Genomic DNA, 15,650 nt, shown 5'->3' with positions numbered 1-15,650 from the left:
CTTTTTGATTCCTTAGAGTTATGCTAACTAGCCTTCGTTTTCAAAATATAGCTTTATTTGGGAACTTAGAGATAGACTTTGATAAGGGTTTTACCGTTTTTACAGGGCAAACTGGTTCAGGTAAATCAATATTTATTGATACATTGAATGCTCTATTGGCGAATAAAAAAACTTCTCTAGATAATCGATTGGTACCTAAAGGATCTGTTTTTTCATCAATTGAAGGTGTTTTTTCTGTATTGCAGAAGACAAAAGATTGGTTAATCAATCAAGAATTTGATGTTGATGAAGAATTAATTGTGACCAGGGAATGGCGGCTGAAAGATCATAAATATAAATCTAGATTTAGAATTAATGGTGTATTAGTTAATAAAAATCAAATATCAGAATTAAGATCACTTTTGTTTGATTTTACTTTACAAGGTGATACTTACATTTTGAACAACTCATGTTATCAATTAAGTTTATTAGATTCTTTAGGTTTAAAAAAAATTGAAGAATCTATTACTCAAGTAAAGCAAGATTGGAAAATCTGGCATGATTCTAATCTAAGGCTTGAGCAGGTAAGAGATAAAATCTCTGATTCAAAAAAAGAGTTTGAGGAAATGCAGTATATATACAATGATTTAGATAAATTAGATTTAGAAGATCCAGAGGAGGAAGCTAAGCTAGAAACTGATCAGAATCGTTTATCAAATATTTTAAGATTAAAAGAAGGAGTTAAATCTTTATTAATTCGTTTAAATGAAAGCTTAGATGAATATCCATCAATTATAGATCATACTAATTTTTGCATTAATGAATTAAAAACATTGTCTCAAATTGATTCTACTCTAGAACCGATTTTTGATAACTTTTATAGAATAACTAACAATCTCAATGATTTAATTTATCAGATAAATGATTATGAAAAAACATTAGATATTGATCCATCTTTTTTAAATGATTTACAAGTTAGATTATCTACTCTCAAATTTTATCAAACAAAATATCGAAGAAATATAGCAGATCTGATTATCTATAAAAATGAATTAATTAATTGTTTATCTTCTCAAGATGATTCTAATAATATCAATCAACTTTCTTCATTCGAATATAAAAAAAGAATGATTAGAGACAAGTCTAATATAAATTTATCAGTGATAAGAAAAACTATTGCATTAAAATTTGAACATGAATTGATCAATAGTTTGAAAAAATTAGGTATTCCTAATATTCGCTTTAAAGTTGTTTTTGAAGAATGTGAACCAACAAGTAACGGGATTGATAAAGTTACCTTTATGTTTTCAGCAAATCCAGGTCTTCCCTTAGCCCCTCTTGGAGAATCAGCTTCAGGAGGTGAGAAATCTAGGGTTCTTCTTGCAATAAAGTCAATCTTTGCTTCATTTGATCAAACTAATTTATTAATTTTTGATGAAATTGATTCAGGTGTTAGTGGATCAGTTAGTAGTTATGTGGCTAAGTTGCTTAGTGAATTGTCAAAGCATCGACAAGTTTTTTGTGTAACTCATCAACCTTTAATTGCAGCATTTGCTGATAATCATTTTGCTTTAAAAAAGACTATTTTCGAAGGTTGTACCAAGTCCTCTGTCACTAATTTAAAGGAAACCGCAGATAGGCAAAGAGAATTGGCTCTATTGGCTGGGGGTCAAATTGTAGATGCCAATGCCTATGCGGCGAGCTTGCTGGAACACAAAGCTGCATGATGAGCATATTTTTTTATACAATTAGCTATTAATGTTTTTCCCCTAATGGGAATTCAAAAATCTAATCCTAAAAAAAAGACATTAAATCTTGGTTCTTCCAGTGAAGAACTCATAACTATTCGTGGTGCAAGGCAACATAATTTAAAAAATGTTGATTTATCTATTCCAAGAAATAAATTGGTGGTTTTTACAGGTGTCAGTGGCAGTGGTAAAAGTTCTTTAGCGTTTGATACTATTTTTGCTGAAGGTCAAAGGCGATATGTTGAGAGTTTGTCCGCATACGCAAGACAATTTTTAGGTCAAGTTGATAAACCTGATGTTGATTCAATTGAGGGTTTATCTCCAGCAATTTCTATTGATCAAAAATCAACAAGTCATAATCCTCGTTCAACAGTTGGAACCGTCACCGAAATACAAGATTATTTTCGTTTGCTTTTTGGAAGAGCGGGAGAACCTCATTGTCCAGAGTGTGCGAGGCCCATTAAGCCTCAAAGTATTGATGAGATGGTTGATCAAATAAAAACTCTTCCAGAAGGGACACGATATCAACTACTTGCACCTGTTGTTAGAGGTAAAAAAGGAACACATTCAAAATTACTTTCTGGATTGGCTGCAGAAGGATTTGCTCGAGTCAGAATTAACAAAGACGTTAGAGAATTGGCAGATAATATTGAATTAGATAAAAATCAAGTTCATTCTATTGAGGTAGTGGTTGATAGATTGATTGCGAGAGAGGGTATTGAAGAAAGATTAACTGATTCATTAAGTACTACTTTAAAAAGGGGAGATGGCTTAGCAATTGTTGAAGTAGTACCTAAAAAAAATGAAGAACTTCCGAAAGGTATTGATAGGGAAAGATTATTTTCTGAGAACTTTGCTTGTCCTGTTCATGGGGCAGTGATTGAGGAATTATCACCAAGGTTGTTTTCATTTAATAGTCCATATGGAGCATGTCCTGATTGTCATGGCCTTGGTCATTTGAAAAAATTCACCTGTGAGAGAGTTATACCTGATCCATCACTACCAGTTTATGCTGCTGTTGCACCATGGAGTGATAAGGATAATTCATATTATTTTTCATTATTATTTTCAGTTGGTGAGGCATTTGGCTTTGAGATAAAAACTCCTTGGAAAGATTTAAAAGAAGCACAAAAAAATATTTTGTTAAATGGCAGTAAAGAACCTATTTTAATAAAAGTAGATAGTAGATATAAACAAGATTCTGGCTTTAAAAGACCTTTTGAAGGTATTTTACCTATTTTAGAAAGACAGTTGCAGGATGCGAATGGTGAAGCTGTTCGTCAAAAGCTAGAAAAATATCTTGAATTAGTTCCTTGTGCAACCTGTCATGGCAAGAGATTACGTCCTGAAGCGCTTGCTGTAAAACTTGGGCCTTTTGCAATAACTGATCTTACTTCATCTAGTGTGTCTACCACACTTGAGAATGTTGAGGCCTTAATGGGTCTAGAGACAACTAAAAACTCAAAGCAATTACTTTCTAACAAACAAACCAAAATTGGGGAATTAGTTTTAAAAGAAATTCGACTACGTCTTCAATTTCTCTTAGATGTTGGACTTGATTACTTAACTTTAGATAGGCCAGCAATGACGTTGTCTGGTGGGGAAGCGCAACGAATACGACTTGCTACCCAAATAGGTGCAGGTTTAACAGGAGTTCTTTATGTGTTAGATGAGCCTAGTATTGGACTACATCAAAGAGATAATGATCGATTATTATCTACTTTAAAAAAATTACGTGATCTAGGTAATACGTTGGTTGTTGTTGAACATGACGAAGATACAATAAGAGCAGCTGATCATTTGGTTGATATTGGACCTGGTGCTGGTGTTCATGGCGGCGAAATTATTGCTGAAGGATCTTTAGATAGTTTGCTGAATGCAAAAGAATCATTGACTGGTGCTTATCTTAGTGGGCGTTCATCTATTCCTACGCCTGCTACCAGAAGAGATTCGGTACAAAGAAAATTACGTTTGATTGATTGTAATAAAAATAATCTAAAAAATGTTTCTGTAGATTTTCCATTAGGTAGGTTGGTTGCTGTTACTGGAGTAAGTGGTAGTGGTAAAAGTACTTTAATTAATGAATTACTCCATCCTGCTTTAAACCACTCTTTAGGTTTAAAAGTTCCTTTTCCAAAAGGTTTAAAAGAACTGAAAGGTATTAAATCTATTGATAAGGTTATTGTTATAGATCAATCTCCAATTGGTAGAACACCAAGATCTAATACGGCTACTTATACCGGTGCATTTGATCCTATACGCCAACTTTTTGCAACTTCTGTCGAAGCAAAAGCGAGAGGATATCAAGCAGGTCAATTTAGTTTTAATGTTAAAGGTGGAAGATGTGAAGCTTGTCGTGGTCAAGGTGTAAATGTAATTGAAATGAATTTTCTTCCTGATGTTTATGTTCAATGTGATGTATGTAAAGGAGCTCGCTTTAACCGAGAAACATTACAAGTCAAATATAAGAATTATTCGATTTCTGATGTATTAGAAATGACTGTTGAACAAGCAGTTGATGTTTTTTCTGCAATACCTCAAGCTGCAGATCGATTAAGAACACTTTTAGATGTTGGTCTTGGATATATTAAGCTTGGCCAGCCGGCTCCAACTTTATCTGGAGGAGAAGCTCAAAGAGTCAAACTCGCTACTGAGTTATCTAGAAGAGCTACTGGTAAAACTCTTTATTTAATTGATGAACCTACCACTGGTTTAAGTTTTTATGATGTTCATAAATTAATGGATGTAATCCAGAGATTGGTAGATAAGGGAAACTCAATTATTGTTATTGAGCATAATTTGGATGTTATTAGATGTTCAGATTGGATTATTGATATGGGGCCTGAAGGCGGGAACCGAGGAGGAGAGATTATTGCTATGGGAACTCCTGAAGAAGTTGCGCGAGACTCCAAGAGTCATACGGGAAATTATTTAAAAAAAGTTTTGGAAAATCATCCTCCCAAAAAAGTTTGAATATTTTTGAATTTTTGTACATATTACTTAACCTTGATGATTTATTTATCTGGATTTTGATTTAAAAATGACCAAAAAACCTAGTTATAGACTTAAGATTAAAAATTCATTCCTCCCCTAAAAAAAATATTATTCTTTCTTTAGATTTAGTACTCATAAAATCAATTATTTATCCAACATCTTGAATAAGTATTCCACTTGGGATTAAAACTTCTACATTTAAATTTGCATGGTTTAATCCGCTCACATGATCTTGAATTGGGTAGAGATTCAGATACAGGTGGACAAACTTTATACGTTTTAGAACTAGTTAAAGGACTTGCGTCAAGACCAGAAGTTGAAAAAGTTGAACTTATTACCAGATTAATTATTGATAGGAGGGTATCGACTGATTATTCAATCCCTGTAGAAAAGATATCAAATTGTGCTGAAATTATTCGATTACCTTTTGGACCTAAGCGTTATATCAGGAAGGAATTGTTGTGGCCGTATCTAGATGACTTAGCGGATCAAATAGTTGACAGATTACAGAAAAAAAATAGTTTGCCAGATTGGATTCATGCTCATTATGCCGATGCTGGTTATGTTGGAGCATTGGTAAGCAGAAGATTAGGTTTGCCATTGGTTTTTACGGGCCATTCATTGGGTCGGGAAAAACTTAGAAGATTGTTGGCTGCTGGCATAGATCATGATCAAATAGAGCAGACATATTCGATTAGTAAAAGAATTGATGCAGAAGAATTGGCTTTAGCACATTCAAATTTACTCATAACAAGTACTAAGCAGGAATCTGTTGAACAGTACGCGCGTTATGGGCGATATAGCTTAGAAAATGTAGAAATAATTCCCCCAGGCGTTGATTTAAATCGTTTTCATCCAATAGATTCTGATTCAATTGATGAAGAAAAAGAATTAAATAAACTGTTTAAACCTTTTTTGAGAGACTTAAATCTTCCTCCTCTGCTGGCTATATCTAGAGCAGTCAGGAGAAAAAATATTCCTGCGTTGATTGAGACTTATGGACGTTCTTCAATTTTGCAGCAAAGACATAATCTTATTTTAATCTTGGGATGTCGAGAGGATTCACGTCAGCTTGAGAAACAGCAAAGAGAAGTATTTCAGCAAGTTTTTGAATTAGTTGATAAATATAATTTATATGGAAAAGTTGCTTATCCAAAACAACATAGAAGAGAGCAAATTCCTTCAATTTATCGTTGGGCTGCGAATAAAAACGGATTATTTGTTAACCCTGCCTTAACTGAGCCTTTTGGCCTGACACTGTTGGAAGCTGCCGCGTGTGGGTTGCCAATGGTGACTACAGACGACGGTGGCCCAAGGGATATTTTGTCTCGATGTGAAAATGGTCTTCTCGTAGATGTAACTGACTTAGAGGCTTTTCGAGATGGTTTAGAGACTGCTGGTTCCAACACTTCTTTATGGAAAACTTGGAGTAATAACGGAGTGGAAGCAGTAAGCAGGCATTTCAGTTGGGATGCACATGTTTGTAATTACATTGCATTGATGCAGAAGCGTTTGAAATTTCTTGCACCTCGACATTGGTCATTGGGAAATATTAATCAAACAAGTCCTAGCGGTCAAAAACTTTTATTTCTTGATTTAGATAATTATCTTGAGCAAGATAAAGTCTTAAAAAAATTGAAATGGGATTTAAAAGATTATTCATTGAAAAACAACATTAAATTGGGAATTTTAACTGGAAGATCAATTAATGCTGCTCGCTATCGATATACAGAAACACAATTACCCAAACCCGCAGTTTGGATATGTCAAGCAGGTACTGAAATTTATTATGCTGATGAAAACAAATCAGATATTTTTTGGCAAGATTCAATAACTGTTGATTGGGATCGGAAAGGCGTAGAGAAGGTTTTGTTTGATTTAAAAGATTATTTAGAGCTTCAATCAACTGAAAATCAAGCTCCTTTTAAGGTTAGTTATTTATTAAAAGAACCTAGTGAAGCAATTTTACCTTTAGTACGAAAAAGACTTAGGCAGTCAGGACTGGTTGCTTCTCCACATCTGAAATGTCATTGGTACTTAGATGTTGTTCCTTTGCGAGCATCAAGAGCAGAAGCGATTAGATTTTTGACTTTACGTTGGGGTTTATCTTTAGATCAAGTTATTGTCGTGGCAAGTCAACAAGGTGATGCTGAGTTAATAAGAGGATTAACGACTAATATTGTTCCTTTTGAGCATGATTCATCGTTAGATGGATTGAGCTCTCAACAAAGAGTCTTCTTTTCTGATTCTAAAGATGGTGTAATAGATGGTTTAAAACATTTTCGATTTTTCAAAAGTCATTAATTTGCAATTTTATTGTGATTCTTCTTCAAGTATCAATGTAAGTTGTTGATATGGTGATTCTTCGCTAACAAAGCCCCAATCATTAAAAATCTTTGAATCTATATGAGTGATTATTTGACGTTTATTTCTTTTTTCTACTTTAAAACCTTCAGCTGACATTTTTCTCATGAGTCTTGCAGATTCTTCAAATCGAGCAGCCATAGAATCTAGAGTTTCACAATCGTTAGTTAATCCTTCTTCTTTCCAAGTAAAATAAGTCATTAGTTGAACTTGAAGATCTAATTTTGAATGAAAAATATTAGATTTATTATGACTAACAATAATGTAACCAACCAAAAGCTACTGACAATGAGAACTTCATTGTTACCTTTAAGTTCAAAATGGTGATGCAATGGACTCATTAAAAATAATTTATGACCTTTCCCTTGTAGTCGCTTAGAAATTTTAAAAATACTTACTTGAATGATGACTGAGATAGACTCTGCAACTAGTACTCCTCCCATAATTAAAAGAGACCAAAGATTATTTGATAGTAAAGCGATTCCACCCAAGGAGGCTCCCATAGCTAGAGAACCTGAATCCCCCATAAATAATTTTGCAGGATATTTATTTAGAAAAAGGAATCCCATACAAGCTCCAGCCATTACTATACAGAGAGGAGCTAGTGTCAAATTATTACTTGGATTTTCTATTAAAATAGTAATAGCGAGACCTGTAAAAATTAGTACACTACAACCACTTAATAAACCATCTAAACCATCTGTTAAGTTAGTTGAATTACTTTCAGCTAATAGTACAAATATGCCCAAAGGATAAATTAGATTTCCAATATAAACAATTTTATTTGCTATTAGAATATTGTTTGGTATTAAATTATTTGATGCACAAATAATAATGAAAATAAGACTAATAAAAAATTGTAAAATTATTTTTTGATTAGATTTTAAACCAGTATTTAATTGTTTTTTTAAACTTAGATAATCATCTATAAAGCCAATAAACATAAAAAATATACTAAGAAAACTTAAAGTTAAAACTATGTGATAATTGGCTTTATTAAAATAAATTATATTGCTTATTATTATTCCAATAGGAATAAAGAAAATACCACCCATAGTTGGAGTTCCTTGCTTAAGAAAATGATTTTTTGGTCCTTCTCTTCTAATTATTTGTTTAATTTCTATCTTTTTTAATTTAGAGATACCTTTAAAAGTAATAGTCGAAGATATAAGAGTTGTAATAATAAAAGGAATGGTTAAATTGCTATTTTTAAAAGAAAAATCAGCAAAGACACATGCAAAAGTTATTAATCCAAATAAAATAAATATTTGATTATTAACACTTTTGTAAAATGATATTTTATTTATATCTAAAAGATTTTTAAATTTTTTCAAAACTTAAGCTTTTAAGTTACTCTTCCCATTCATCATCTGTTGTTTCTTCTTCTTCCGCTTTATAGTCTTCTTTTTCTCCCATTAAAGCTGAGAGTTCCTCCTCTTCAACGGTACTTATTTCTTGATCATTTGAATCTTGATCAGCAACTAATCTTCCGCTCGTTTCTAACCAAGATAGTAAATCAGGCTCTTCTCTAAGTGGGAGGACAGGAGCAGGTTCTTGTCTGCTATAGCGAGTAAGTGCGGGATTGATACCGTCTAAATTAGATAAATTGATTTTTTCTAGTTCTCCCATATCAAGATTATGATCCATGAATTAACATAATGCATTATGGATTAATTTTCTAATCTTTATGCTGACTTCAAAGCTGATATTGATTACTTGTACTTGGGGCATTGCTTTCTTGTTCAGCATTTTTTTTCGTATAGCCGGTATTGCTCACCCTCAATCCTTTTATATTAACCATCTTTTAGTTTGGTCTTTGGTTTTTGGCCCTTCTCTTTTCCTTTTAATTTATTTTTTGATTAAGAGGTCTTTTTTCGTTAATCCTTCAATTTAACTTTTGATTTAAAAGTGACTTTTAATTTTTTACATCTTTATTTTCTTTTCACTACTAATAATGATGTTCAAAATTTATTGATTTTTGGTCATAATATTAATACTTGGTTAATTTATGTACTTATTTTCTTTGGGCTAACTTCGTTGGCTTTTGTTTTGGTATGGTTCACTGGATTCTTGGTTGAAAGCAAATCAGGACAATCTATTAAGCAGCCATGGGAATGATTTCTAATCAGCTCTTCAGTTTTTAGACTTTGAAAATATTTGAATCAGCATTGATTATCTCAGTAAGAAATATTGCCAATAGTTCTCTATATTTAATATAGAGAATTAAATTTCCTTAAAGGAGATAACCATATGGGAAAGGCTAAAAAAGTTGTTTTGGCTTATTCAGGAGGGGTAGATACTAGTGTTTGTATTCCTTACTTGAAGAAGGAGTATGGGGTAGATCATGTAATTGCTTTTGCAGCAGATCTTGGTCAAGGTGATGAGCTTGATGAAATCAAAAAAAAGGCTATATCGGCAGGAGCCTCACAATCACTAATTGGCAATTTAGTTAAGCCTTTTATTGAAGATTTTGCTTTTCCAGCAATTAGGGCTAATGCTTTGTATCAAGGTAGATATCCACTTTCAACGGCATTAGCTAGACCATTAATAGCAAAAAAACTTGTTGAAATTGCTAGGGAATTAAATGCTGATGGAGTTGCTCACGGGTGTACAGGTAAAGGTAATGATCAAGTTCGTTTTGATGTAACAATTGGAGCTTTAGCTCCTGATTTGCAATTGCTTACTCCGGCACGGGAATGGGGTATGAGTCGTGAAGAAACGATTGCCTATGGAGAAAAATATGGAATTGTTCCTCCTGTAAGTAAAAAAAATCCTTATTCGATTGATTTGAATCTTTTAGGGAGAAGTATTGAAGCCGGTCCTCTTGAAGATCCATTTGAGATGCCTTCAGAAGAGGTTTTTGGTATCACTTCTTCTATTGCTGAATCACCCAATGAGCCTGAAATTTTGGATATTGTTTTTGAAAATGGGTATCCAGTTGCAATTGATGGAGAAGTATTGGATCCAGTCTCACTTATGAAAAAGGCTAATAGCCTTGCAGGAAAGCATGGTTTTGGACGGTTGGATATTATTGAAGACAGAGTAGTAGGAATTAAAAGTCGAGAAATTTATGAAACACCAGGATTGCTTTTATTAATTAAAGCTCATCAAGAAATGGAGAGTTTAACTTTGCCAGCTGATTTATTAGATACTAAATCTAGATTGGAACGACAATGGGCTGACTTAGTTTATAAAGGTTTCTGGTTTAGCCCTTTGAAAGAAGCTTTGGATGGATTTATTAATTTTTCTCAGAAGCAGGTAAATGGAACAGTAAAGATTAGGCTTTTTAAGGGTAATGCGGATGTTATTGGTCGTCAGTCAAATGAAAATAGTTTGTACATTTCAGATATGTCTACTTATGGAAGTGAAGATAAGTTTAACCACAAATCAGCCGAAGGATTTATTTATGTATGGGGATTGCCCAGTAGAATCTGGTCTTGGGTAAACAAGTAAAATTAATAATTTTTTGAATTTTATTTAGCTTTTATTTTATCCTTCTGTGTCTTTTGTATTTTCGTCTTTTGCGGGTGATTCAGTTTTCTCCTCAGTAGGTTTTATTTCGTCTTTTTCTGTTTCAGATTTCTCAGGTTCATCATCTTTAGAAGTGGATTTTGGAGTTGGTAAAGGACCATCTTGTTTAACAGTGAGGTAACGAATAACGTCCTCACTTAACCTCATTGCTCTCTCTAGGGTTGCAACTTGCTGTCCATTGCCTTTGTGACTTAATTGCACATATATTCCCTCTTTATGCTTTGCAATTGGATAGGCAAGTCTTCTCTTACCTCTCATTTGACTATCTAATACTTCAGTTCCTGATTTTTCAAGAATTTCACTATATTTTTTTAGATGGCTGTCAACTTCTTCTTCCGGTATGTCCGGACGAAGAATGTACATGGTTTCGTAATAAGGTTTTTCAGACATGGATGAGATTTCCGACTAGGACTTTATGGCTCATTAAGAGCGACGGAATTACAATCTTATACTGAAGTGGTAACTTTCACAATTGCATTTTTGTTGCTTGGCTTATTCCGGGCAAATCAGGTTCATTTCCTTGTGTGCAAGACCAAACACAATAAAAGAGTACCGAAAACAGACTTATTGATAAAGTACTAGAGAAAGTTCTTATAATTAATGTGTTTGTAAAAGAACCAAATATAATTTGAAAAATAAAACTTATTATTATTATTCCAATATTGATTAACAATGATTGAAGTGCATTAAAACGCAAAAAGTAAGATACTTTATTATTTCTTACTAATCCAATAAAGATCGCTAAAAATAATAATAAACTTCCAAAAGGTATTGATCTTTCAATTAAGATTATAGGAATCGCAGGTAATTGAATGATTTGTAGAAATGGATATTGTATAAATAAATGATTAGCAAAGATTAGAGAGTCAGACCATGGAATCATATATAGTAAAACTGCCAATATTTTCGCTCCTATTGAAGGCATAATCGATTCTATTTTTCTTAGATTAAACCATTAAATGTTTTTCTGCAGATGATTTCATTATCTTAACAGGCACTTCGTTAAATCCACTCCAAAGTCTAATTGAAAAGGCGCCTTGTTCGACAAGCATATCTAAACCATCAATTATAAAACAATTCTTTTGTTGTCCAAGTTTTAACCAGTTTGTTGGTCTTGGAGTGTAAATTAAATCATATAAAATAGTTTTGCTAGAGAGACAGTCCCATATTTCACGTCCAAGGGGAATATTTCCCTCTTTTGTGTTTTTGTTATTCATTCCTATTGGAGTCGTATTGATAATCAAATCGGCTGCTTCAATATATGGTGAAATATTTAATTCTTTAATATTGATCCCTTCAATGGATATGTTGCTCTTTGAGAATAAATTACTCATATTTTTTACAAAAATACCTAAAGAATTTTCATTCCTGCCAATGATTATTACTTTTTTAACATTTAAACTATTTAATCCCATTACTACTGCTCTAGCGCTGCCTCCACAACCTAAAACAATCACATTTTTATCTTTTAAATTATGTCTTTTTAATGGCGTTAAGAATCCCTCTAAATCAGTATTTGCTCCTATCCATTGATGATTTTTTTCAGGAATAAGTGTATTAACGGCTTGGATATTATTCGCAATTTCAGTTAATTTATGACAAGATTTTAACACTTCTTGCTTATGAGGAATAGTTATATTCAATCCTTTGCAATCTAAATATCTTAATGCTTTTGTGACTTTCTCTAGATTTTTACTTTCGCAAGGCATTGCGACATAACACCAGTCAAGTCCCATTTCTTCATATGCGGCATTGTGCATAATTGGGGAAAGGGAATGATTTACTGGTTGTCCAAGTAGTCCTACCAGACTAGTTTTTCCAGTGATAGTACTCATTTTTGATGATGTTGATTCAAAATTGCTTAGAGGCTGTTCGGGAACCACGCCTCGCCTCAAATAGGTTTCACTGACGAGGATGATACTTAAAGAAAGAAATTAAAGGAGCTACTCACCCATGGGGAAGGTTGTTGGAATCGATCTAGGAACTACAAATAGTTGTGTTGCTGTTATGGAAGGCGGTAAGCCTACAGTAATAGCAAATGCTGAAGGATTTAGAACAACTCCATCTGTTGTTGCTTATACAAAGAACCAAGATCAATTGGTTGGACAAATTGCTAAGCGTCAAGCTGTGATGAATCCAGAAAATACTTTTTATTCTTCTAAAAGATTTGTTGGACGTAGAGTTGATGAAGTAAATGATGAATCAAAAGAAGTTAGCTACGGAATTGAAAAAGCGGGCTCCAATGTCAAACTAAAATGCCCAATACTTGATAAGCAGTTTTCTCCTGAAGAAGTAAGTGCTCAAGTTTTAAGAAAACTTTCTGATGATGCAGGTAAATATTTAGGTGAAACAGTTACTCAAGCAGTAATTACAGTTCCTGCTTACTTCAATGATTCTCAGAGACAAGCAACAAAAGATGCAGGAAAGATTGCAGGTTTGGAAGTTCTCAGGATTATCAATGAGCCTACTGCTGCTGCTTTAGCCTATGGATTGGATAAAAAAAGCAATGAAAGAATATTAGTCTTTGATTTGGGTGGAGGTACTTTCGACGTATCTGTATTAGAAGTAGGCGATGGAGTATTCGAAGTACTCTCTACATCTGGCGATACTCATTTAGGTGGAGACGATTTTGACAGAGTTATAGTTGACCATTTGGCTTCAACATTCAAGAGTAATGAAGGTATTGATCTACGCCAAGACAAACAAGCATTGCAACGTTTAACTGAAGCAGCTGAAAAAGCCAAGATTGAATTATCAAATGCTACTCAAAGTGAAATCAATCTTCCATTTATCACCGCCACTCCCGAAGGTCCTAAGCATCTTGATTTGACCCTCACAAGAGGTAAGTTCGAGGAACTAGCTTCAAATCTTATCGATCGCTGCAGGGTCCCTGTAGAGCAAGCTTTGAAAGATGCAAAATTATCTACTGGAGAAATAGATGAAATTGTTATGGTTGGAGGCTCTACCCGAATGCCAGCGGTTAAAGAGTTAGTAAAAAGAGTAACTACTAAAGATCCAAATCAAACAGTTAATCCAGATGAAGTAGTAGCGGTTGGAGCCGCTATTCAAGGTGGAGTTCTTGCTGGAGAAGTTAAAGATATTTTGCTACTTGATGTCACTCCATTATCTCTTGGAGTGGAGACTTTGGGTGGGGTTATGACCAAAATGATTTCAAGAAATACTACTGTTCCCACTAAAAAAGCTGAAACTTATTCAACCGCAGTTGATGGTCAAACGAATGTAGAAATTCACGTCTTACAAGGTGAACGTGAAATGGCTTCTGATAACAAAAGTCTTGGAACCTTTCGTTTAGATGGAATTCCTCCTGCTCCTCGGGGTGTGCCTCAAATTGAAGTAACTTTTGATATTGACGCTAATGGAATTCTCAGTGTTAATGCGAAAGACAAAGGTAGTGGTAAAGAGCAAAGTATCTCTATTACTGGAGCATCCACCTTGTCGGATAACGAAGTTGATAAAATGGTTAAAGACGCAGAAATGAATGCTTCTGCTGATAAAGAAAAGCGTGAAAAAATTGATATTAAGAATCAAGCTGAAACACTTGTTTATCAGGCTGAAAAACAAATAGGTGAGCTTGGAGATAAAGTTGATGAAGCAGCCAAAGAGAAAGTAGAAGAGAAACGTGTAAAGTTGAAAGAGGCTACCGAAAAAGATGATTATGAAAGCATGAAGACTTTAGTTGAGGAGCTTCAACAAGAATTGTATTCTTTGGGAGCTTCTGTATATCAACAAGCAAATGCTGCTTCTCAAGCTGCTGAGGACTCCAGTGCTGATAGTAGTAAAGTTGATGGAGATGATGTAATTGATGCTGATTTTACTGAAACCAAGTAAATAGATTTTAATAATCAATATTTATATTGTTCCTCTATTTTCATTCCAATCCACTCAGCGCACGCAGGAGCTAGCATAATACCATTTCTGTAGTGACCTGTATTAATTAATAAACCAGGTTCTAATTCTTTTAATAACGGAGCAGGTTCGTTTTGAGGCTTAGCTCTTATTCCATTCCATTCATGGCAGATTTTTGCATTTTTTATCCACTTTGGAACATTGTTGTTCATATTTAACATTTTTTGTTTATCTAAGAGACTTGGTTTAGTACCTCTTTCGATAGTTGCCCCTATGAGCATGTGATTAGGACGATGGTGTATAAAGTTTATAGATTGATAATTTAATATTCCAGGCCATTCTTTCCAATTCGTAGTTTTATTCTCTAATTCTAATTCAACAACTTGTCCTAATATTGGCTCTAAAAGTAATTCATGGCCTAATGGTTCTATTAATTTTTGAGTATTTAAAGCAGAACAAATCACAATATAGTCTTGATTAATAGATAGGTTATTTTCTAAATCGATATGCCACTTTTTGCTGTATATATTACTATTTTTGCTTATTTTAAAAACATTACTTTCGATTTTATTGATCTTTATTTGATCAAGACTTTGCATTAATGCTTTTATTAATTGTATTGGATTGAATCGCCCATCTTCATACGATATTAATCCTCCTATTAATTTTGTTTCAAATATAGAATTCCAAAAATTTAAAGAATTTTTTGCTAAAATCTCAATTCCATATCTTTTTTTATTACTAATTAATTCAATCATATATTGATATTCTTTTTCAGAACTTGCTAATTTAATTAATGGTTTTTCAAATCTAAAATCTGACTCATAATAGTTTATTTGAGTAAGCCATTCCTTCCATAATTTCATACTTCTATTTCTTAGCAAAAAAGCTCTACCTTTTGATCTTTTGTAGACATTTCCCATTAGAACACCCAAACTAGCTTGTGTTCCATTGTTTGGATTTAAATTATTTATTTCTGAGTTTACTGTTGGGTCAATTAAATTTACTTTATAACCTTTTTTCCCTAGGTGAAAGGCAGTTGCAATTCCTGCTATACCACTACCAACAATTGAGATTTCGGTTTGCTTTTTTTCTGCTTTTTGATTATTCATTTCCACAGATGTTATGAAATTTGCTTGTTAATTTTCAATGAGTGGTCTAAAAAAG

The 15,650-nt window shown here is 33.3% G+C and carries 13 protein-coding genes; 6 read left to right on the top strand and 7 right to left on the bottom strand.

The features are described from left to right. Positions 1-20 precede the first annotated feature (20 nt). The 3 genes from O5639_RS07470 (at position 21) to O5639_RS07460 (ending at position 7,025) form a co-directional block, all read left to right on the top strand. The gene (locus O5639_RS07470) at positions 21-1,706 is read left to right on the top strand and encodes a DNA repair protein RecN (RefSeq protein WP_269623920.1); all 1,686 of its coding nucleotides are present in this window, start codon (positions 21-23) and stop codon (positions 1,704-1,706) included. A gap of 45 nt (positions 1,707-1,751) precedes the next feature. Continuing rightward, a complete protein-coding gene (uvrA, locus tag O5639_RS07465; protein WP_269623919.1) occupies positions 1,752-4,700 on the top strand; it encodes an excinuclease ABC subunit UvrA in 2,949 nt (982 codons plus the stop codon). 198 nt (positions 4,701-4,898) lie between these two features. Beyond that, entirely contained in the window at positions 4,899-7,025 is a 2,127-nt protein-coding gene (locus tag O5639_RS07460) for an HAD family hydrolase (protein WP_269623918.1), read from the top strand. Positions 7,026-7,034: 9 nt separating this feature from the next. Here the strand turns inward: O5639_RS07460 and O5639_RS07455 are convergent, their stop codons facing one another. From O5639_RS07455 to O5639_RS07445, 3 genes are read right to left on the bottom strand one after another with little or no spacing between them, the layout of a single operon-like run. Then, positions 7,035-7,286, bottom strand: a complete 252-nt coding sequence (locus O5639_RS07455; RefSeq protein ID WP_269623917.1) for a hypothetical protein — start codon at positions 7,284-7,286, stop codon at positions 7,035-7,037. 17 nt (positions 7,287-7,303) lie between these two features. Beyond that, on the bottom strand, positions 7,304-8,419 hold the full coding sequence (gene mraY / locus O5639_RS07450; protein ID WP_269623916.1) for a phospho-N-acetylmuramoyl-pentapeptide-transferase: 1,116 nt from the start codon (positions 8,417-8,419) through the stop codon (positions 7,304-7,306). Positions 8,420-8,435: 16 nt separating this feature from the next. Beyond that, positions 8,436-8,714 (bottom strand): DUF3134 domain-containing protein, encoded by a 279-nt coding sequence (locus O5639_RS07445; RefSeq protein ID WP_269625534.1) that lies wholly within the window; start codon positions 8,712-8,714, stop codon positions 8,436-8,438. A 279-nt stretch (positions 8,715-8,993) separates the two neighbouring features. On the opposite strand from O5639_RS07445, the gene O5639_RS07440 reads away from it, so the two are divergent. After that, on the top strand, positions 8,994-9,203 hold the full coding sequence (locus O5639_RS07440; protein WP_269623915.1) for a cytochrome B6: 210 nt from the start codon (positions 8,994-8,996) through the stop codon (positions 9,201-9,203). 132 nt (positions 9,204-9,335) lie between these two features. Beyond that, the gene (locus O5639_RS07435) at positions 9,336-10,538 is read left to right on the top strand and encodes an argininosuccinate synthase (RefSeq protein ID WP_269623914.1); all 1,203 of its coding nucleotides are present in this window, start codon (positions 9,336-9,338) and stop codon (positions 10,536-10,538) included. Positions 10,539-10,574: 36 nt separating this feature from the next. Here the strand turns inward: O5639_RS07435 and rpsF are convergent, their stop codons facing one another. The 3 genes from rpsF to O5639_RS07420 form a co-directional block, all read right to left on the bottom strand. Then, complete coding sequence (rpsF, locus tag O5639_RS07430; protein ID WP_269623913.1) at positions 10,575-11,006, bottom strand: 30S ribosomal protein S6; 432 nt, start codon at positions 11,004-11,006, stop codon at positions 10,575-10,577. Positions 11,007-11,082: 76 nt separating this feature from the next. After that, a complete protein-coding gene (locus O5639_RS07425; protein WP_269623912.1) occupies positions 11,083-11,541 on the bottom strand; it encodes a Tic20 family protein in 459 nt (152 codons plus the stop codon). Positions 11,542-11,563: 22 nt separating this feature from the next. Continuing rightward, on the bottom strand, positions 11,564-12,499 hold the full coding sequence (locus O5639_RS07420) for a shikimate dehydrogenase (RefSeq protein WP_269623911.1): 936 nt from the start codon (positions 12,497-12,499) through the stop codon (positions 11,564-11,566). Positions 12,500-12,569: 70 nt separating this feature from the next. On the opposite strand from O5639_RS07420, the gene dnaK reads away from it, so the two are divergent. Continuing rightward, on the top strand, positions 12,570-14,465 hold the full coding sequence (dnaK, locus tag O5639_RS07415; RefSeq protein WP_269623910.1) for a molecular chaperone DnaK: 1,896 nt from the start codon (positions 12,570-12,572) through the stop codon (positions 14,463-14,465). 14 nt (positions 14,466-14,479) lie between these two features. Here the strand turns inward: dnaK and O5639_RS07410 are convergent, their stop codons facing one another. Beyond that, on the bottom strand, positions 14,480-15,595 hold the full coding sequence (locus tag O5639_RS07410) for an FAD-dependent oxidoreductase (RefSeq protein WP_269623909.1): 1,116 nt from the start codon (positions 15,593-15,595) through the stop codon (positions 14,480-14,482). Positions 15,596-15,650 lie beyond the last annotated feature (55 nt).

Source organism: Prochlorococcus marinus str. MIT 1214 (genome assembly GCF_027359355.1).
GTDB classification, from domain to species: Bacteria; Cyanobacteriota; Cyanobacteriia; order PCC-6307; family Cyanobiaceae; genus Prochlorococcus_B; species Prochlorococcus_B marinus_F.
This window is presented reverse-complemented; position numbering and strand designations above follow the sequence as displayed.